This is a genomic window from Pseudomonas sp. Tri1, assembly GCF_017968885.1.
Taxonomy (GTDB): Bacteria; Pseudomonadota; Gammaproteobacteria; order Pseudomonadales; family Pseudomonadaceae; genus Aquipseudomonas.
This window is the reverse complement of sequence record NZ_CP072913.1, coordinates 5,093,385-5,111,916: the sequence shown is the minus strand read 5'-3', so window position 1 is coordinate 5,111,916 and position 18,532 is coordinate 5,093,385. Positions and strand designations below refer to the sequence as shown.

General features: G+C 63.5%; 19 protein-coding genes and 1 riboswitch. Of the genes, 14 read left to right on the top strand and 5 right to left on the bottom strand.

The window, feature by feature from the left end; genetic code table 11:
• Positions 1 to 274 precede the first annotated feature (274 nt).
• From J9870_RS22070 to purM, 3 genes are read right to left on the bottom strand one after another with little or no spacing between them, the layout of a single operon-like run.
• Complete coding sequence (locus tag J9870_RS22070) at positions 275 to 988, bottom strand: DUF3108 domain-containing protein (protein ID WP_134925419.1); 714 nt, start codon at positions 986 to 988, stop codon at positions 275 to 277.
• Positions 989 to 996: 8 nt separating this feature from the next.
• Positions 997 to 1,647: a phosphoribosylglycinamide formyltransferase gene (gene purN, locus J9870_RS22065; RefSeq protein ID WP_210640086.1), complete on the bottom strand. Its 651-nt coding sequence runs from the start codon at positions 1,645 to 1,647 to the stop codon at positions 997 to 999.
• The gene (purM, locus tag J9870_RS22060) at positions 1,647 to 2,705 is read right to left on the bottom strand and encodes a phosphoribosylformylglycinamidine cyclo-ligase (protein ID WP_003204658.1); all 1,059 of its coding nucleotides are present in this window, start codon (positions 2,703 to 2,705) and stop codon (positions 1,647 to 1,649) included. Before purM ends, purN begins: the two co-directional genes overlap by 1 nt.
• A 364-nt stretch (positions 2,706 to 3,069) precedes the next feature.
• On the opposite strand from purM, the gene J9870_RS22055 reads away from it, so the two are divergent.
• From J9870_RS22055 to J9870_RS22035, 5 genes are all read left to right on the top strand, one after another.
• On the top strand, positions 3,070 to 4,128 hold the full coding sequence (locus tag J9870_RS22055) for a DUF2066 domain-containing protein (RefSeq protein WP_210640084.1): 1,059 nt from the start codon (positions 3,070 to 3,072) through the stop codon (positions 4,126 to 4,128).
• A gap of 32 nt (positions 4,129 to 4,160) precedes the next feature.
• Positions 4,161 to 5,234 carry an AI-2E family transporter gene (locus J9870_RS22050; protein ID WP_210640082.1) on the top strand — a complete coding sequence of 358 codons (1,074 nt, stop codon included), beginning with the start codon at positions 4,161 to 4,163 and terminating at the stop codon, positions 5,232 to 5,234.
• Positions 5,235 to 5,415: 181 nt separating this feature from the next.
• Positions 5,416 to 6,120, top strand: a complete 705-nt coding sequence (gene hda / locus J9870_RS22045) for a DnaA regulatory inactivator Hda (protein WP_003178999.1) — start codon at positions 5,416 to 5,418, stop codon at positions 6,118 to 6,120.
• Positions 6,121 to 6,332: 212 nt separating this feature from the next.
• On the top strand, positions 6,333 to 6,959 hold the full coding sequence (locus tag J9870_RS22040; RefSeq protein WP_210640081.1) for an NlpC/P60 family protein: 627 nt from the start codon (positions 6,333 to 6,335) through the stop codon (positions 6,957 to 6,959).
• A gap of 165 nt (positions 6,960 to 7,124) precedes the next feature.
• Positions 7,125 to 7,661 (top strand): C40 family peptidase, encoded by a 537-nt coding sequence (locus J9870_RS22035; RefSeq protein ID WP_210640079.1) that lies wholly within the window; start codon positions 7,125 to 7,127, stop codon positions 7,659 to 7,661.
• A 44-nt stretch (positions 7,662 to 7,705) separates the two neighbouring features.
• On the opposite strand, the gene J9870_RS22030 is transcribed toward J9870_RS22035, so the two are convergent.
• Together J9870_RS22030 and J9870_RS22025 are read right to left on the bottom strand one after the other, a co-directional pair.
• Positions 7,706 to 9,016, bottom strand: a complete 1,311-nt coding sequence (locus tag J9870_RS22030) for a sorbosone dehydrogenase family protein (protein WP_210640077.1) — start codon at positions 9,014 to 9,016, stop codon at positions 7,706 to 7,708.
• A gap of 211 nt (positions 9,017 to 9,227) precedes the next feature.
• A complete protein-coding gene (locus tag J9870_RS22025) occupies positions 9,228 to 9,812 on the bottom strand; it encodes a hypothetical protein (RefSeq protein WP_210640076.1) in 585 nt (194 codons plus the stop codon).
• A 153-nt stretch (positions 9,813 to 9,965) separates the two neighbouring features.
• Positions 9,966 to 10,175, top strand: a riboswitch (cobalamin riboswitch).
• 77 nt (positions 10,176 to 10,252) lie between these two features.
• Here J9870_RS22025 and cobO point away from each other — a divergent pair.
• The 9 genes from cobO to cobC all read left to right on the top strand — a co-directional run bounded on the left by cobO (position 10,253) and on the right by cobC (position 18,530).
• On the top strand, positions 10,253 to 10,864 hold the full coding sequence (cobO, locus tag J9870_RS22020; protein WP_210640073.1) for a cob(I)yrinic acid a,c-diamide adenosyltransferase: 612 nt from the start codon (positions 10,253 to 10,255) through the stop codon (positions 10,862 to 10,864).
• Complete coding sequence (locus tag J9870_RS22015; RefSeq protein WP_210640071.1) at positions 10,861 to 12,261, top strand: cobyrinate a,c-diamide synthase; 1,401 nt, start codon at positions 10,861 to 10,863, stop codon at positions 12,259 to 12,261. Before cobO ends, J9870_RS22015 begins: the two co-directional genes overlap by 4 nt.
• A complete protein-coding gene (gene bluB, locus J9870_RS22010) occupies positions 12,258 to 12,908 on the top strand; it encodes a 5,6-dimethylbenzimidazole synthase (RefSeq protein WP_210640064.1) in 651 nt (216 codons plus the stop codon). Before J9870_RS22015 ends, bluB begins: the two co-directional genes overlap by 4 nt.
• A complete protein-coding gene (cbiB, locus tag J9870_RS22005; protein ID WP_210640062.1) occupies positions 12,905 to 13,819 on the top strand; it encodes an adenosylcobinamide-phosphate synthase CbiB in 915 nt (304 codons plus the stop codon). Before bluB ends, cbiB begins: the two co-directional genes overlap by 4 nt.
• Positions 13,812 to 14,804, top strand: coding sequence for a threonine-phosphate decarboxylase CobD (gene cobD / locus J9870_RS22000; protein ID WP_210640060.1), 993 nt, complete (start codon positions 13,812 to 13,814; stop codon positions 14,802 to 14,804). The genes cbiB and cobD overlap by 8 nt, the downstream gene beginning before the upstream one ends.
• On the top strand, positions 14,801 to 16,252 hold the full coding sequence (locus J9870_RS21995) for a cobyric acid synthase (RefSeq protein ID WP_210640058.1): 1,452 nt from the start codon (positions 14,801 to 14,803) through the stop codon (positions 16,250 to 16,252). Before cobD ends, J9870_RS21995 begins: the two co-directional genes overlap by 4 nt.
• A 132-nt stretch (positions 16,253 to 16,384) precedes the next feature.
• A complete protein-coding gene (gene cobU, locus J9870_RS21990) occupies positions 16,385 to 16,906 on the top strand; it encodes a bifunctional adenosylcobinamide kinase/adenosylcobinamide-phosphate guanylyltransferase (RefSeq protein ID WP_210640056.1) in 522 nt (173 codons plus the stop codon).
• Positions 16,903 to 17,958 carry a nicotinate-nucleotide--dimethylbenzimidazole phosphoribosyltransferase gene (gene cobT, locus J9870_RS21985; RefSeq protein WP_210640049.1) on the top strand — a complete coding sequence of 352 codons (1,056 nt, stop codon included), beginning with the start codon at positions 16,903 to 16,905 and terminating at the stop codon, positions 17,956 to 17,958. The genes cobU and cobT overlap by 4 nt, the downstream gene beginning before the upstream one ends.
• The gene (cobC, locus tag J9870_RS21980) at positions 17,955 to 18,530 is read left to right on the top strand and encodes an alpha-ribazole phosphatase family protein (protein WP_210640047.1); all 576 of its coding nucleotides are present in this window, start codon (positions 17,955 to 17,957) and stop codon (positions 18,528 to 18,530) included. The genes cobT and cobC overlap by 4 nt, the downstream gene beginning before the upstream one ends.
• Positions 18,531 to 18,532: the final 2 nt, after the last annotated feature.

Sequence of the window (18,532 nt, the reverse complement as noted above, 5' to 3'; positions counted from 1 at the left end):
CCTGCAGGCCACGTAGTGCGCGGCATTCGGTCGCAGGGGGCGTTCATGAAGAAATTTTCATGTTGGAGGTAACTCTTCGGTAAATGCAAAAACCTGTGGGAGCGAGCTTGCTCGCGATAGCGGTGTATCAGTCAACATCTCTGCTGGCTGGCCTACCGCTATCGCGAGCAAGCTCGCTCCCACAGGTTCATTGCCCGCAGGTTCATTTGGGTGATCAGGAAGCCCAGGCAAAAAGAAGCCCCGCATCTGCGGGGCTTCTTGTTATCAACTTGGTTCAGCTGCCTTTCACAGCCTTGCCGTTGACCGTGCCGTCCAGGAGCATGATGTTGTACTCCTTGCCATCGGTCTCGACCTGTTGCAGGCGCACCAGCAGGTAGTCCCAGTCCTTGGCGAACCAGAGCACGGTGATGCGTTTGCTTTGTGTCGGGTCGCGCACGCGCTCGACCTTGATCGCGTCGATCTGGCCAGCCTTGGTGTCGACCTTTTCCGAGCCCAGCACGCGGAAGTCATAGGTATCGACTTCGCCGTCATCGACGACCTGGTAGCTCATGCTTTTCTTGCCGGCCGCCACGTCGTGCTGCAGGGCCAACTGATAAGTGGATTTATCGACCATGCCACGGTTGAGCGGCAGTTTGACCGCATCGCCGCGATCGGTGCCGGTGACCATCTTGGTGTTCCAGTCGAAGTCCAGGTCGGCCTTCTTGGCTTTGCCCAGGCCACCGCGTTCGAAGTGGTAGGACTGTGGCAGCAGGGTGTCCTTGTCCAGGGTCAGCGTGCTTTCTTCGGTCAGGCTGGCGATCATCATCGAAGCCTTGAAGCTCAGCTTCCAGGTGCCGTTGGCCTCCTTGGTCAGGTTGCGCTCGGCGGTGCCGCTCATGGGCAACTGTTTCCAGTCGGCGGTGTAGCTGGCGGAGAACGGTTGAAGTTCTGCAGCCTGTGCCAGGGGCAAGGCCAGCAGAGCGCAAGCGAAGAGCAGGGCGCGACGCATAAAATCTCCTAGTATCGAATCAAATGGCCGCTGGCGGCGAGTAACTGGCCGTCCAGTGAGGCACCGCGATCGTCGAGGGTCAGCCGTCCTTCGGCAAACCAACGCACGGCCATCGGGTAGATCTGGTGCTCGCGGGCGTGAACCCGTTGCGCCAGGCTTTGTGGCGTGTCGTGCAACTCTACCGGTATTACTGCCTGTACGACCAGTGGTCCGCCATCGAGTTCCTCGGTGACAAAGTGCACCGAGCAGCCATGCTCCGTGTCTCCGGCCTCCAGCGCCCGCTGGTGAGTATGTAACCCTTTGTATTTGGGCAACAGCGAGGGGTGGATATTGAACAGGCGGCCCTGGTAGTGACGCACGAAACCGGCGCTGAGGATGCGCATGAAGCCGGCCAGTACCACCAGGTGCGGATTGAAGGTGTCGATCTGTTCGATCAGTGCGGCGTCGAAGGCTTCGCGGCCCTCGAACGCCTTGTGATCCAGGACGCGGGTGTCGATCCCCGCGTCCTTGGCGCGTTGCAGGCCATAGGCATCGGCGCGGTTGGAAATCACCGCGCGGATACGGACCGGGCTGTCACCGATCCGTGTGCTGTCGATCAAGGCCTGCAAGTTGCTGCCGGTGCCAGACAGCAGCACCACCACGTCACAGGTTGCGGACATCAGTGCGCCTTAAGGTTTTTCAGCTCTACCTGGGCAGCGCCTTCGGCGGCGGTGGCGATCTGGCCGATGACCCAAGGCTGCTCGCCGGCTTCACGCAGTACGTTCAGGGCCGTTTCGACGTGCTCCTGGGCCACGCAGATGACCATGCCCACGCCGCAGTTCAGCACGCGGTGCATTTCGGTTTCATCGACGTTGCCTTTCTCTTGCAGCCAGTCGAACACCGCCGGGCGGGTCCAGCTTGCCACGTCGACCACGGCCTGGGCGCCTTTTGGCAGTACGCGGGGGATGTTGTCCAGCAGGCCGCCACCGGTGATGTGGGCCATGGCCTTGACGGCACCGGTGTCCTTGATCAGCTTGAGCAGCGGCTTGACGTAGATGCGGGTCGGGGCCATCAGCAGGTCGGCCAGCGGCTTGCCGTCGAGCTGCGTGTTCTCGATGTCGGCACCCGAGACTTCGATGATCTTGCGGATCAGCGAGTAGCCGTTGGAGTGCGGGCCGGAGGACGGCAGGGCGAGCAGGGCGTCGCCAGCGGCGACTTTCGAGCCGTCGATGATCTCGGCCTTCTCCACGACGCCGACGCAGAAACCGGCCAGGTCGTAGTCTTCGCCTTCGTACATGCCCGGCATTTCAGCGGTTTCGCCGCCGACCAGGGAGCAGCCGGACAATTCGCAGCCAGCGCCGATGCCGGTCACTACCTGGGCGGCAGTGTCGACATTGAGTTTGCCGGTGGCGTAGTAGTCGAGGAAGAACAGCGGCTCGGCACCGCAGACCACCAGGTCGTTCACGCACATGGCCACCAGGTCGATGCCGATGCTGTCGTGCTTGTTCAGGTTCAGTGCCAGGCGCAGCTTGGTGCCGACGCCGTCGGTGCCCGAGACCAGCACCGGTTGCTTGTAGCCGGCCGGGATCTCGCAGAGGGCGCCGAAACCGCCCAGGCCGCCCATGACTTCCGGACGCGCAGTGCGCTTGGCGACGCTCTTGATGCGTTCGACCAATGCTTCACCGGCGTCGATGTCTACACCGGCGTCCTTGTAGCTCAGGGAGGGTTGCTTGCTCATGATCCAGGCCTTTAGGGGGGATTTCTGGGTAACGACCGACGCCGGGGCCATTGAATAACCGTTGTACGAATTATTCCGGGTGCCCAGCCATTGCCGGTCTGCGAAGGCGCGCGATTTTATCAGGCTTGAGGGGCAGCGGCCATCCTCGCGCCGACGGGCAGGGACATATCCACGGAAAAAAACCGATATTTCTTATATTGGTACTGTGTAGCGCGTCTGTATAAGGTGTAGCGGTAACCGGTTATGGTGATGACAGGGCGAAACTTCCATCGGGCGTGTGAATGTTTTGCCGGGTGCTGTGGTCACAGCCATGCTCAATCTTCTTCACACGGCCTGTTCCAGCCGTTATGTCCGGGAATCTTCCATGCGTTTGTTCAAATTCTTGTCTGTGGGCTGCTTGTCGCTGATCAGCCTGGCGAGCCATGCCGAAACCCTCAATGGCCTTTATCAAGTGCTCGAGCCGGTCAGCAACCAGACCCCGGAGGAGCGTAACCAGGCGACCCTGCGCGCCCTGGACACCTTGGGGCTGCGCCTGACCGGCGACGCCAAGGCCGCGCAGAATCCTGGCCTGGCGGCGGTCCGCAAGGACCCGCAACAGATCATTCTTCAATATGGCTACGATGCCGGGCCGCCGGAAAGCCTCAAGGTCGACTTCGATCCGGTGAGCACGGACCGGGCCTTGCGTACGGCGGGATTGTCGCTGTGGGGCGCGAACCGGCCGTCGATCCTGGGTTGGTGGTTGAACGACTCGACCGAGGGTTCCAGCCTGGTGGGCGACGCCCAGGCCAGTGCCGCACCGCTGCGCCGCGCCGCCCAGCACCGAGGCCTGCCGCTGCGCCTGCCGTTGGCTGACCTGAGCGAACAGATCGTCGCCACCGCGCCGAACCTGGAGGGCAACGATCCTGCTCCGCTGCGTGAGGCCTCGGAGCGCTACGCGGCGGACGCCTTGCTGGCGGTCCACGCCAAGGAAGAGGGCGGCCAGTGGCATGGGACCTGGCGCCTGTGGCTGGGGGATCAGCGCGAGCAGGGCACAGCCCAGGGCGCCGACCCTACCGCCCTGGCCGATGCGGTGATGTTGGCGGTGAGCCAGCGCCTGGCGCCGCGTTTCGTCGCCAAGCCGGGCGTGGCCACCGAACAATTGTTGGAAGTGCAGGGCATGAACCTTGAGCGTTATGCGGCGCTTGGGCGTTTGCTCGAACCGTTTGGTGGGCAATTGCAGCGGGTTGACGGTGACCGGATCGTCTATCGGGTCAATGGCAGCGCCGAACAGTTGAAAGCGCAACTGGCCCTGGCGAAATTGCAGGAAATTCCGCCCGGTGAGGCCGTCGCGCCGGAGCCTGTGGCCCAGCCAGCCGTCGATGGTTCGGCGCCGGTCGCGGCACCAACCCCTGCACCGACTGCCAGCTTGCGCTTTCGCTGGTAGGTTTTCTTTCTTTATATAGCTAGGAGTGGTTCATGGGCGATACGCGGCGTTGGTTCTGGTTGGGTGGGGTCGCCCTGCTGATTGCGCTTATCTATTTGCTGCATCCGATCCTCACGCCGTTCCTGGTTGCGTTGCTGTTGGCCTACCTGTTCGATCCGGTGGTGGATCGCCTGGAAAAACTCGGCCTGTCGCGGACCTGGGGCGTGGTGGCGGTGTTTGCGCTGTTCACGCTGATTGTGAGCGCCCTGTTGCTGGTGCTGATACCGATGCTCGCCAAACAATTGGTGCGTCTGTACGAACTGGCGCCGCAGATGCTCGACTGGTTGCAGCACAGCGCGGTGCCGTGGGTGCAATCGAAGCTGGGGTTGGCGGACGGTTTCTGGAAGTTCGACAAGGTCAAGGCGGCCATCAGCGAGCACATGGGGCAGACCACTGACATCGTTGGCGTGGTGTTGAGCCAGGCCACGGCCTCGGGTCTGGCCTTGATCGGTTGGTTGGCGAACCTTGTGCTGATTCCGGTGGTGGCGTTCTATCTGCTGCGGGATTGGGACCTGATGATGGCCAAGATCCGCAGCCTGCTGCCACGGCACCGTGAAGAACGCATCATGACCCTGACCGGCGAATGTCACGAAGTGCTCGGGGCGTTCGTGCGCGGGCAGTTGCTGGTGATGGTGGCGCTGGGCTTCATCTACGCGGCCGGGTTGATGCTGGTGGGGCTGGAGTTGGGCCTGCTGATCGGCATGATCGCCGGGCTGGCGGCCATCGTGCCGTACATGGGGTTTGTGATCGGGATTGGCGCGGCGTTGGTCGCCGGGTTGTTCCAGTTTGGCGGCGACTTGTACCCGATGATCGGCATCATTGCGGTGTTCATGGTCGGCCAGGCCCTGGAGGGCATGGTGCTGACGCCGTTGCTGGTGGGCGATCGCATCGGCCTGCACCCGGTGGCGGTGATCTTCGCGATCCTGGCCGGTGGCGAGTTGTTCGGTTTCACCGGGATCCTGCTGGCGCTGCCGGTGGCGGCGGTGATCATGGTGCTGGTGCGCCATATGCACGATTTGTACAAGGATTCGGACATCTATAGTGGCGCCGAAGACCCTGATCTGTAGGGCGAATGGCGGGCGTGACGGCCGTCCTGGCGTCAGGGAAACCGTCGCGTCGCTGTCCTGGCGTTGCAAACCTTTGATTTTGCTCGTGGTCCGGCGCATTGTGCGGTCCGCGCCACGGGTATAAACTTTGCGCACTTCACACAGAGGCCACTAACGGTTCCTTGGGAACTGTTCAGTCCGCATGAAACCGATTCAGCTGCCCCTAGGTGTGCGTCTGCGTGATGACGCCACCTTTATCAACTACTACCCAGGCGCCAATGCCGCTGCACTCGGCTATGTCGAGCGGCTTTGCGAAGCCGACGCCGGCTGGACCGAGAGCCTGATTTACCTGTGGGGCAAGGATGGGGTAGGGCGCACGCACTTGTTGCAGGCGGCTTGCCTGCGCTTCGAGCAGTTGGGCGAGCCGGCGGTGTATCTGCCGTTGGCGGAGTTGCTGGATCGCGGCGTTGAAATCCTCGACAACCTGGAACAGTACGAACTGGTCTGCCTGGATGATCTCCAGGCGGTGGCTGGTAAGGCCGATTGGGAAGAGGCGCTGTTTCATCTGTTCAATCGGTTACGCGACAGCGGTCGGCGCCTGCTGATTGCCGCCTCGACCTCGCCGCGCGAGCTGCCGGTAAAACTGGCGGACCTCAAGTCCCGTCTCACCCTGGCGCTGATTTTCCAGATGCGCCCGCTGTCCGATGAAGACAAACTCCGCGCCTTGCAGCTGCGCGCTTCCCGGCGTGGCCTGCACCTGACCGATGAAGTCGGGCATTTCATTCTCACCCGTGGCACCCGCAGCATGAGCGCCTTGTTCGAATTGCTCGAACGTCTCGACCAGGCCTCCCTCCAGGCTCAACGCAAGCTGACTATTCCTTTTTTGAAAGAAACCCTGGGCTGGTAGAACCGTTGCAAATAGTGGCTCATAGCCTTGTTTTGGCGCGACGAAACCCGCGGCCCTGCTGGGCTGCAGGCTGCATGACGGTCAAAACGGGCTTAAGCGCTTAGATGTAAACGTAAAACCGAGAAGTCACATTTGCATCGATTGAATTTGCAAATGAGGTTGATAGAAGGCATAGTCTCGCCATCTTTACTACTTCAGCCACGGTCGTGCCCATGCTAAATCGCTTCGCACCCCTCGTGCCTCTCGCACTCGTTACCCTGTTGTTCGGTTGCGCTGCCCACTCTCCAGTGTCCCAGCAAGCGCCACAACCACAGGTCAAGAACTCCGTTACCGCCCAGTCTTCCTCCGTTGCGTTCCAGGAAGAAATGGCCTCCGATAAAGAGCTGGCGGCCTTCGCCGGCAGCAAGCCGTATCAGCTTCCAGTGCTGGCCGACAGCATCCTGGAACGCGGCATGTCATTGATCGGTACCCGCTACCGTTTTGGCGGTACCTCTGAAGCCGGCTTCGATTGCAGTGGTTTCATCGGTTACCTGTTCCGCGAAGAGGCTGGCATGAACCTGCCGCGCTCCACTCGCGAAATGATCAACGTGAATGCCCCCCTGGTGGCTCGCAATCAACTGGAACCCGGTGATTTGCTGTTCTTCAGCACCAACGGTCGTCGTGGTCGCGTCAGCCATGCCGGGATCTACCTGGGTGACAACCAGTTCATCCATTCCAGCAGCCGCCGCAGCGGTGGCGTGCGCATCGACAGCCTGGGCGACAGCTACTGGAACAAGACTTTCATCGAAGCCAAGCGCGCCCTCGCCATGGCACCGACTGTGATGACTGCTCGCAAGTAAGCACACGGTTTGTAAGGCAAACTTAAAGTCTTACTTGAAGTTTGCCGCATAGTCGCTAGAATCCTTGATCATTGATTGATGGCAATCCGCCTGCGTATTACGCAGGCGGATTTGTTTTCATGCCCACGGCAGAAAAGCCGCATCCAGATCAGGATTGTTCTGCATATGTCGACGTCGGCCCGCCTCGCTCTCATGTGTTTCGCCGCGCTACTCAGCGCCTGCGCTAGCCGCACTCCGCCGCCGCCAGCCCCCGTACGGGCACCGGTGGTCTTTGCTCCCTCGCAAGCCTTTTCCCCGGCCGCCGAAGACGTGCTCTTCCGCGCCCTGGGCCTGGTGGGCACGCCGTATCGCTGGGGCGGCAACACACCGGACTCGGGTTTCGATTGCAGTGGCCTGATCGGCTATGTCTACCGCGACGCTGCTGGCATTTCCCTGCCGCGTTCCACTCGAGAAATGATCGGCATGCGCGCTCCCGATGTCGGCAAGGACGCGTTGCAGACCGGCGACCTGATCTTCTTCGCCACCAACGGCGGCTCCCAGGTCAGCCACGCCGGCATCTATGTCGGCGAGGGCCGTTTCGTCCACGCGCCGGCCACTGGCGGTACAGTCAAGCTCGACAGCCTGTCCAAGGCCTATTGGCAGAAAGCCTATCTGAGCGCCAAGCGGGTGTTGCAGCCGGAGCATCTGGCGCGTAATCCCTGAGTTGTTGCTCCCACAGATCCCCGCGCCACAAGGGTGTGTAGGCGTTACTTAGCCGACACCCGCCAGATCTTGTTCCCCACATCATCGGCCACCAACAACCCGCCCTGTTTATCGATCACCACGCCCACCGGCCGGCCCTGGGCTTTTTCGTCGGCGTTCAGGAACCCAGTCAGTACATCCACGGGTTGGCCCACCGGCTTGCCGCCGTTGAACGGTACGAAAATCACTTTATAACCACTGTGGGGCTTGCGGTTCCATGACCCGTGCTGCCCGATGAAAGCCCCTTCGGTGAACGGCGCGGGCAAGGCGCTGCCTTCGGCGAAGGTCAAGCCCAGTGAGGCGGTATGGGGGCCGACGGCGTAGTCCGGGGCGATGGCCTTGGCCACCAGCGCCGGGTTCTGCGGTTCGACGCGGGCATCGACATGTTGCCCGTAATAGCTATAGGGCCAGCCATAGAACGCGCCGTCCTTGACCGAGGTTATGTAGTCCGGGACCAGGTCGCTGCCGATCTCATCCCGCTCGTTCACCGCTGTCCACAGCGCCCCACTGCGTGGTTCCCAGGCCAGGCCGTTGGGGTTGCGCAGGCCCGTGGCGAAGATGCGGTGATTGCCGCTGGCACGGTCCACTTCCCAGATGGCGGCGCGGCCTTCTTCAGCTTCCATGCCATTTTCCGCGACGTTGCTGTTGGAGCCGGTGGTGACGTACAGCTTGCTGCCGTCGCGGCTGGCGATGACGTTTTTGGTCCAGTGGTGATTGATGGTGCCGCCCGGCAAATCGACGACCTTGGTGGGCTGCGCCTTGATTTGCGTGTCCCCGTCCTTGTAGGGGAAGCGGATCAGCCGGTCGGTGTCGGCCACGTACAGGTCATTGCCCACCAGGGTCATGCCGAACGGCGAGTTGAGGTTCTCCAGGAACACCGTTCGGGTTTCAGCGACGCCGTCGTGATTGGTGTCGCGCAGTAGCGTGATGCGGTTGGGGCTGGGTACGCCGGCACCGGCGCGGCCCATGACTTTTTTCATCACCCAGCCACGGATACCCTTGGCATCGTCGGGCTTGGGCGGGGCATTGGTTTCGGCCACCAGCACATCGCCGTTGGGTAATACGTAGAGCCAGCGCGGATGATCCAGGCCCTCGGCAAATGCGCCCACCTGCAGGCCCTGAGCCGGGGTGGGCTTGGCGCCGTCGGGCCAGCCGACCGCTTCGGCGATGTTGACGGTCGGGACCAGGGTCTTGTTCGGTTCGGGCAGTTTCGGCGCCGGACCGGTGCCGTCGGAGACTTGCAGCGTGGACGACTCGCCACAAGCGACGAGCCCTGTGGCAAGGGCGACGATCAGGAGGTGCGGTGGCTTGAGCATGCTGGCTTCCCTATGAATGCATGTAGTTATTCATAGAGAAGCGTAGGCATGCGATGGTTCAACTGCAGGCGCGTGTCAGCAGGTAAGCGACCTGTGGGGGCGAGCTTGCTCGCGATAGCGGTCCGTCAGATGCATTGTTATTGACTGGCCCGCCGCTATCGCAAGCAAGCGCGCTCCCACAGTTTCTCCCGCGGTTCTAGCGTGGATTGAGTCAACCGTGGGCCTGTTTGAACAGCATGGCGATGCCAGGATGGTATTGACCGGCCTCGTTTCGCAACTTGCGGTAGGCATAGGGAAAGTACCAGGCCACGGCGCAGGTGTTTTCCTTCTGCAAGTCGTCGATCATGTCCTGCAGTTCTTCGGGCGTGGCGCTCTGCTGGGCTTTTTGCGGCGCGACGAACAGGCAGCCCAGCTTCAGGTCGCTGGAATAGCTGATGCGCTTGGCATCGCTGGCGGCCTCGGACAGGGGTTGGGTCAGGTTCAGGTTGTTGACCTTGGGCCAGCGTTGCGTGGCCTGGATGAAGGCGCGCTCATCGGTGCTGGCGATGAACAAATCGGCGCTGACGTTGCGTTCGCCTTCTTCATTCTGCTTGCGGGTCGGGGTGTTTTGCAGCGTGACCATCTCCGCCATCCAGGCGGCAGCCGACAGCAAGCCGAGGTTGGCTTTTTCATCGAACCAGTAAGGCGTGTCGTTATCGCCCCGCACGGCGTTGTAGCGATCGATGCAGTCAAACCAACGTTCCAGCACCGGGCGCAGGAATTCCAGTTTTGGATTGCTGATGATCATCCCTTGCATGCTTTGCCCTCTTGTTTTTGTGATATCGGGTCGTAGTGTCGCTTTGATATCACTTGCCGCAGAATCACACAAGATTGGCGTCACTTTATTGATGGGCGCCAATGATTGCCCCGACAGGCGGCTTTAATTGACGCTCCACCCCCAACCCTCTAACCTTCGCCGCTTGTTTCAGGTGCTCTGTGACCACGGTCGACAGAGTGAAACAGGGAAGCCGGTGAGTGCACACGAACCCGGCGCTGCCCCCGCAACGGTAAATGAGTCAACGCTGTGCCTAAGCCACTGTGTCGCCGACATGGGAAGGCGCACAGCCCGGCATTGCGCCGCTCATGAGCCCGGAGACCGGCCTGATCCATCCAACGGCATCACGGTGGGCGATGCCAGGCTCGCTGCCGTCCTTTTTATGCCCGCCCGCCGTTATCCAATCTCAACGGAGAGCTTCCATGACCGACACCCCCGATCGCGACGAACGCCACCTGGCGCGCATGCTGCGCAAGAAAGCCGTGATCGACGAGCGCATCGCCAACTCGCCGAACGAATGCGGCCTGCTGCTGGTGCTGACCGGCAACGGCAAGGGCAAGAGCAGCTCGGCGTTTGGCATGCTGGCGCGGTCCATGGGGCACGGCATGCAATGCGGCGTGGTGCAGTTCATCAAGGGCCGCAGCAGCACCGGTGAGGAGCTGTTTTTCCGCCGCTTCCCGGAGCAGGTGCGCTTTCACGTCATGGGCGAAGGCTTCACTTGGGAAACCCAGGATCGCCAGCGCGACATCGCCGCCGCCGAGGCCGCCTGGGCTGTATCGCGGCAATTGCTCAGCGATCCGTCCATCGGCCTGGTGGTGCTCGACGAATTGAATATCGCCCTCAAGCACGGCTACCTCGACCTCGATCAAGTCCTCAGTGATCTGCAAGCCCGCCCACCGATGCAGCATGTGGTGGTGACCGGGCGTGGTGCCAAGCCGGAGATGATCGAGCTGGCCGACACCGTCACCGAAATGGGCATGATCAAGCACGCGTTCCAGGCCGGCATCAAGGCGCAGAAAGGCGTCGAACTGTGAGTGATGCTCGCCACTGCCCGGCGGTGCTGATCGCCGCCCCGGCCTCGGGGCAGGGCAAGACCACCGTCACCGCGGCCCTGGCGCGTTTGCATCGCAACCAGGGGCGTAAGGTGCGCGTCTTCAAGTGCGGCCCGGACTTCCTCGACCCGATGATCCTGGAGCGGGCCAGCGGCGCGCCGGTCTATCAATTGGATATGTGGATGGTCGGCGAGCAGGAAAGCCGCCGGCTGTTGTGGGAAGCCGCCGCCGAGGCGGACCTGATCCTGATCGAAGGGGTGATGGGGTTGTTCGACGGCACGCCGTCCAGCGCCGATCTGGCGCGGCATTTTGGCGTGCCGGTGCTGGCGGTGATCGATGGCACGGCCATGGCCCAGACCTTCGGCGCCCTGGCCTTGGGCCTGGCCCATTATCAGCCGGACTTGCCGTTCGCCGGGGTCTTGGCCAACCGCGTCGGCACCTTGCGCCACGCGCAATTGCTCGAAGGCAGCCTCACCGAAGGCCTGCGTTGGTACGGCGCGCTGTCCCGGGAAACCGGTATCGAATTACCCAGCCGTCACCTCGGGTTGGTCCAGGCCAGCGAATTGAATGACCTCGACCTGCGCCTCGACGCGGCAGCCGAGGCCTTGGCCGGCAGTTGTGAAGTGGCGCTGCCGCCGGCGGTGGCGTTCGCCGCGCCTGAGCTGATTACCCCGCAGCCGTGGCTCGACGGTGTGCGTATCGCCGTGGCCCGGGACGAAGCGTTTGCCTTCACCTATGGCGCCAGCCTTGATCTGCTGCGGGCCATGGGTGCGCAACTGAGCTTCTTTTCGCCGATCCATGACACCGAACTGCCCGAGGCGGACAGCCTCTATCTGCCCGGCGGTTATCCGGAATTGCACCACGTTGCGTTGGCCCGGAACACGCCGATGCTGGCGGCGATCCGGGCTCATCACGCTGCCGACAAACCGTTACTCGCCGAATGTGGCGGCATGTTGTATCTGCTCGATTCATTGACCGACGTCGACGGCACCCGTGCTGAACTGCTGGGTTTGCTCGCCGGTGATGCGCAGATGCAAAAGCGTCTGGCGGCCCTGGCGCTGCAAGCGGTGGATTTGCCGGAAGGTTCCCTGCGTGGGCACACCTATCATCATTCCTTGACCAGCACCGAGCTTGAACCGATTGCCCGTGGCCATAGCCCGAATGGCGGGCGAGGAGCGGAGGCGGTTTTCCGGCAGGGGCGGATGACGGCTTCTTATGTGCATTTTTATTTTCCGTCCAATCCCAGGGCGATTGCCGCGTTGTTTGCGCCCGGACTTGAGCCCGCTATCGCGAGCAAGCTCGCCCCCGCAGGGGACCCAGTGATCTCAAGTGCAGCGCCAGCCAGTGTGGGAGCGAGCTTGCTCGCGAAGAGGCCATGACAGATACCGCTTTTTCCCAGGCCGAACGCGATGCGATCTACCGCGCCATCGCCGAGCGCCGTGACATGCGCCACTTCACCGGCGGTACGGTCGAACCGGCCTTGCTGCGTCGTCTGCTGGAAGCCGCGCACCAGGCCCCCAGCGTCGGCCTGATGCAACCCTGGCGGTTCATCCGCATCAGCGACCGCGCCTTGCGCGGGCAGATCCGTGAACAGGTGGAACAGGAACGCATCCGCACCGCCGAGGCCCTGGGTGAGCGCAGCGATGAATTCATGAAGCTCAAGGTCGAAGGCATCGACGATTGCGCCGAGGTGCTGGTGGCGGCGTTGATGGAGGATCGCGAGCGGCACATCTTCGGTCGGCGGACCTTGCCGGAAATGGACCTGGCTTCGCTGTCCTGCGCGATCCAGAACCTTTGGCTGGCTTCCCGCGCCGAAGGGTTGGGGATGGGCTGGGTGTCGTTGTTCGAACCCCAGGCCCTGGCCGATCTGCTGGGCCTGCCGGCGGGCGCCAAGCCACTGGCGATCCTCTGCCTGGGCCCGGTCGAGGCTTTTTACCCGGCGCCGATGCTTGCCCTGGAAGGCTGGGCGCAACCGCGTTCGCTGAATGAACTGCTGTATGAAAACCATTGGGGAGTGAGCCCATGAGTGTGGCGTTGCTCAGTGCCGCCGCAGTGGCGCTGGATGCGCTGCTGGGCGAGCCCCGGCGCTGGCATCCGTTGGTGGCATTCGGCGGCTTTGCCGACCGTATCGAACAACGCTTCAATTCCGGCGGCCGTGGCTGGCGCAGCCACGGAGTGACGGCGTGGATCATCGCTGTGGTGCCGTTGACCTTGCTGGTCACAGCCCTGTCCTGGGCACCGATGGTGGGCTGGCTGGTGGACATCCTCGCATTGTATTGCGCCCTCGGCCTGCGCAGCCTCGGTGAACATGTCGAGCCGGTGGCCCGGGCGCTGCGCAGCGGCGATCTGGACGAGGCGCGCAAGCGTGTTGGCTATCTGGTCAGCCGCGAAACCGCTGAACTGGATGAAACCGCTGTGGCCCGCGCCGCCACCGAGTCGGTGCTGGAAAACGGCAGCGACGCGGTGTTTGCCGCGCTGTTCTGGTTCGCCGTGGCCGGTGCGCCCGGCGTGGTGCTCTACCGGCTGAGCAATACCCTCGACGCTATGTGGGGCTATCGCAACGAACGCTTCGAGCGCTTCGGCTGGGCAGCGGCGAAAATCGACGACGTGCTCAACTACATTCCCGCACGTCTGGTGGCTTTGACCTACGCCGTGCTCGGTCAAACTCGCTTGGCGCTCAAATGCTGGCGCAGCCAGGGCCCGACCTGGGACAGCCCCAATGCCGGGCCGGTGATGGCCGCCGGTGCTGGCGCATTGGGCGTCGAGCTGGGCGGCGCGGCGGTGTATCACGGCGAACTGCACCAACGTCCACCGCTGGGCGAGGGCGAGGGCGTGCCGGCGAATGCCGATTCCATTGATCGCGGCTGGCAATTGGTCCAGCGCGGGGTATGGTTGTGGTTGCTGATTCTCTGCCTGGGAGCTGAGTTTTATGCTTGAGCACGGTGGACGCCTGCGCAACGCGGCCCGGCAATACGGGATTGCCGAGGCCGACTGGCTCGACTTGTCCAGCGGCCTGGCGCCTTGGCCATTCGAGGTCCCGGCGATTCCCCTGCGAGCCTGGGCGCGCCTGCCGGAAACCGATGACGGCTTGGAGCAGGCCGCCTGCGATTACTACGGTGCGTTGGATGTGCTGCCGGTGGCCGGTTCGCAGATGGCCATCCAGCTGTTGCCGCGTCTGCGTCGGGCCGGCAAGGTCGGCGTGCTCTCGCCGTGCTACGCCGAGCACGCCGAAGCCTGGCGCCGCAGCGGCTACATCGTGCGCGAAGTGCTGGAGTCGGAAGTGGATTTCTTCCTCGACAGCCTCGACGTGCTGGTGGTGGTCAACCCGAACAACCCCACCGGCCTGAGTCTGGACCCTGAGCGCTTGCTCGACTGGCACGCCCGCCTGGCCCAGCGCGGTGGCTGGCTGGTGGTGGACGAGGCCTTTATGGACATCACGCCGCCGCTGAGCCTGGCCGCTCATACCCATCAGGTCGGGCTGATCGTGCTGCGTTCGTTCGGCAAGTTCTTTGGCTTGGCTGGGGTCCGCCTGGGGTTTGTCTTGGCCGAGCGGCGGTTGCTCAAGTTGCTCGCCGAACAAGTCGGGCCGTGGGCCGTCAGCGGGCCGACCCGGGTGTTGGGCCAGGCGTGCCTGCTGGACACCGCCGCCCACGCGCGCCAGCGGCAACGCTGCGAAGCCACCAGCCAACGCCTGGCGCTGACTCTGGAACGCCACGGCTTCAAACCCCAGGGCGGCTGCGGATTGTTCCAATGGCTGGTCACCGAACATGCCGTGGGCCTTCACGATTTCATGGCCCATCGCGGCATTCTCCTGCGCTTGTTTGCCAACAACAGCAGCCTGCGCTTCGGGCTTCCGGCGGATGACGCCGAGTTCTTGCGTCTGGAACAGGCGCTCGAAGCCTACGCCAAGGAGATTCAATGACCACTGTGATGGTGCAGGGCACCACCTCCGATGCCGGCAAAAGTACTCTGGTCACGGCGCTGTGCCGCTGGGTCAGGCGCCAAGGTGTGAGCGTGGTGCCGTTCAAGCCGCAGAACATGGCCCTCAACAGCGCCGTGACCGCCGACGGCGGCGAAATCGGTCGCGCCCAAGCCGTGCAGGCCCAGGCCGCCGGGCTCGAACCGCACACCGACATGAACCCGGTGCTGCTCAAGCCCAACAGCGACACCGGCGCCCAGGTGATCATCCATGGTCGCGCCGTCACCACCATGAACGCCGTGGCTTATCACGATTACAAAGCCGTCGCCATGCAAGCGGTGCTGGCCTCCCACGCGCGCTTGAGCGCGGCGTATCCGGTGGTAATGGTGGAAGGCGCCGGCTCGCCGGCCGAGATCAACCTGCGCGCCGGTGACATCGCCAACATGGGCTTTGCCGAGGCGGTGGACTGCCCGGTGCTGTTGATCGCCGATATCAATCGCGGCGGGGTGTTCGCCCATCTGGTGGGCACGCTGGAGTTGCTTTCCCCCAGCGAACAGGCGCGGGTCAAGGGCTTCATCATCAACCGTTTTCGTGGCGACATCGCTTTGCTGCAACCGGGCCTGGACTGGCTGGAGGCGCGCACCGGCAAACCGGTGATCGGCGTATTGCCCTACGTGATGGACCTGCACCTGGAAGCCGAGGACGGCCTCGACCAACGTCAGATCGACAAGGCCGAGCAAGTGCTGAAAGTGGTGGTGCCGGTCTTGCCGCGCATCAGCAACCACACCGATTTCGATCCGCTGCGCCTGCACCCGCAGGTCGACCTGCAATTCATCGGCCCCGGCCAAACCATCCCGCCGGCCGACCTGATCATCCTGCCCGGTTCGAAAAGCGTGCGCAGCGACCTGGCCTACCTGCGCGCCAACGGTTGGGACACGGCGATCCAGCGTCACTTGCGCTACGGCGGCAAGTTGCTGGGCATCTGCGGCGGTTTGCAGATGCTCGGCCAGCAGGTCCACGATCCGCTGGGGCTCGAAGGTGCGGCGGGTTCCAGTGCCGGGCTGGGCCTGCTGGCCTTCGAAACGACCCTGGAACATGAGAAACAACTGCGCAATGTGCGCGGGCGATTGGCCTTGGAAGAGGCTGAGGTTAGCGGCTACGAAATTCACGCGGGCGTGACCACCGGCCCGGCCCTTGAACACCCGGCGGTGCATCTGGAGGACGGCCGTTGCGACGGCGCCCAGAGCCTCGACGGACAGGTGTTCGGCACCTACCTGCATGGGCTGTTCGAGTCGCCCCAGGCCAGCAGCGCGTTGTTGCGGTGGGCCGGGTTGCAGGACGTGCAAACAGTGGATTACCACGGCTTGCGCGAGCGGGACATCGAGCGGTTGGCGGATCTGGTGGAGCGGCATTTGGATACCGGGGTGTTGCGTGAGCTCTGTGGGATTTAGGTCGATTCGGCTGGCGCCATCGCGAGCAAGCTCGCTCCCACATTGGATCTGCGGTGTACATAAGTCCCCTGTGGGAGCGAGCTTGCTCGCGATGGGGCCTGCAGCAACACTGTCATTTGAAAGGTAAACAACATGCTGCAACTCATCCTCGGCGGCGCCCGCTCCGGCAAGAGTCGCCTGGCGGAAAAACTCGCCACGGACAGCCGATTGCCAGTGACCTACATCGCCACCAGCCAACCCCTGGACGGTGAGATGAACGAGCGGGTCGCCCAGCATCGCGCCCGCCGTCCGGCCGAATGGGCGCTGGTGGAAGAGCCCTTGGCCCTGGCCCGCGTGCTGCGGGAAAACGCCGCTCCCGGGCAATGCCTGTTGGTGGACTGCCTGACCCTCTGGCTGACCAACCTGCTGATGCTCGACGATCCCGAACAACTGAATACCGAGCGCCAAGCGCTGCTGGACTGCCTGGCCGCGCTGCCCGGTGAAATCATTTTTGTCAGCAACGAGACCGGAATGGGTGTCGTGCCGCTGGGCGAGTTGACTCGCCGTTACGTCGATGAAGCCGGTTGGCTGCATCAAGCCTTGGCCGAACGTTGTCAGCGCGTCGTGCTGACCGTCGCCGGCCTGCCCCTGACTCTCAAAGGTACTGCGTTATGACTCACCGCTGGTGGCTGGACCCATGCAAGCCCCTCGATACCCAGGCTCTGGAGCAGGCCGCGGCCCGTCAGCAACAGCTGACCAAACCTGCCGGTTCATTGGGCCGACTGGAATCGGTGGCGGTGCAACTGGCGGGCCTGCAAGGGCAGCTCAAGCCGAGCCTGGATCGGCTGTGGATCGCGATTTTCGCCGGCGACCACGGCGTGGTGGCTGAAGGCGTATCGGCCTATCCCCAGGAAGTCACCGGGCAGATGCTGCTCAACTTCGTCAGTGGCGGTGCGGCGATCAGCGTCCTGGCGCGGCAACTGGGCGCCTCCCTGGAAGTGGTTGACCTGGGCACCGTCACGCCTGCACTGGACCTGCCCGGTGTGCGGCACCTGAACCTCGGGTCGGGCACGGCGAATTTTGCCCAGGGCCCGGCCATGACGGTGAGCCAGGGCGAGCAGGCCTTGCGAGCCGGGCGCGACAGTGTGCTGCGTGCCGTCGCGGTCGGGACGCAATTGTTCATCGGCGGCGAGATGGGCATTGGCAACACCACCGCCGCCAGCGCCTTGGCCTGCGCCTTGCTCGAATGCCCGGTGGCGCATCTGGTGGGGCCGGGCACGGGGTTGGACGCCGCGGGTGTCAGCCACAAGGCCCAGGTGATCGAACGGGCCCTGGCGTTGCACGCTGCCCAAGGCAACGACCCGTTGCAGACCCTGTTCAACCTCGGCGGTTTTGAAATCGCAGCCTTGGTCGGTGCGTACCTGGCCTGCGCCCAGCAGGGCGTCGCCGTGCTGGTGGATGGCTTCATCTGCAGCGTCGCGGCCCTGGTGGCCGTACGGCTCAATCCCGCGTGCCAGCCGTGGCTGCTGTTCGCCCATCGCGGCGCCGAACCGGGCCATCGCCACGTGCTGGAAACCCTCGGTGCCGAACCGCTGCTGGAGCTCGGCCTGCGCCTGGGTGAGGGCAGTGGTGCGGCGTTGGCAGTGCCGCTGTTGCGCCTGGCGTGTGATCTTCACGGGCAGATGGCGACGTTTGCCGAAGCGGCCGTGGCGGACCGCCCGGCATGACCTTACGCCTGGACCTGCTGCGTCACGGCGAAACCGAACTGGGCGGCGGACTGCGCGGCAGCCTCGACGACGCCTTGACCGCCAAGGGCTGGGAGCAGATGCACGCAGCGGTGGAGCAGGGCGGGCCGTGGGATCGCTTGGTCAGTTCACCGTTGCAGCGTTGCGCGCGGTTCGCTGAGCAGCTCGGCGCCCGACTCGGCCTGCCGCTGCACCTGGACGACGACTTGCAAGAACTGCACTTCGGCGCCTGGGAAGGCCATAGCGCAGCGGCGTTGATGGACACCGACGCCGATGCCTTGGGTCGATTCTGGGCCGACCCCTACAGCTTTACGCCACCCGATGGCGAGCCGGTATTGGCGTTTTCCAACCGCGTCCTGGCGGCGGTCGAACGCCTGCACGCGGCCTATGCCGGCCAGCGGGTTTTGCTGATCAGCCATGGCGGCGTCATGCGTTTGCTGCTGGCCCGGGCCCGAGGCCTGCCTCGGGAACAACTGCTCAATGTCGAAGTCGCCCACGGCGCGCTGTTTTCTCTGCAAGTGTCGTCCGACGCCGTGCTGACAGAGGTTGGCTGAAG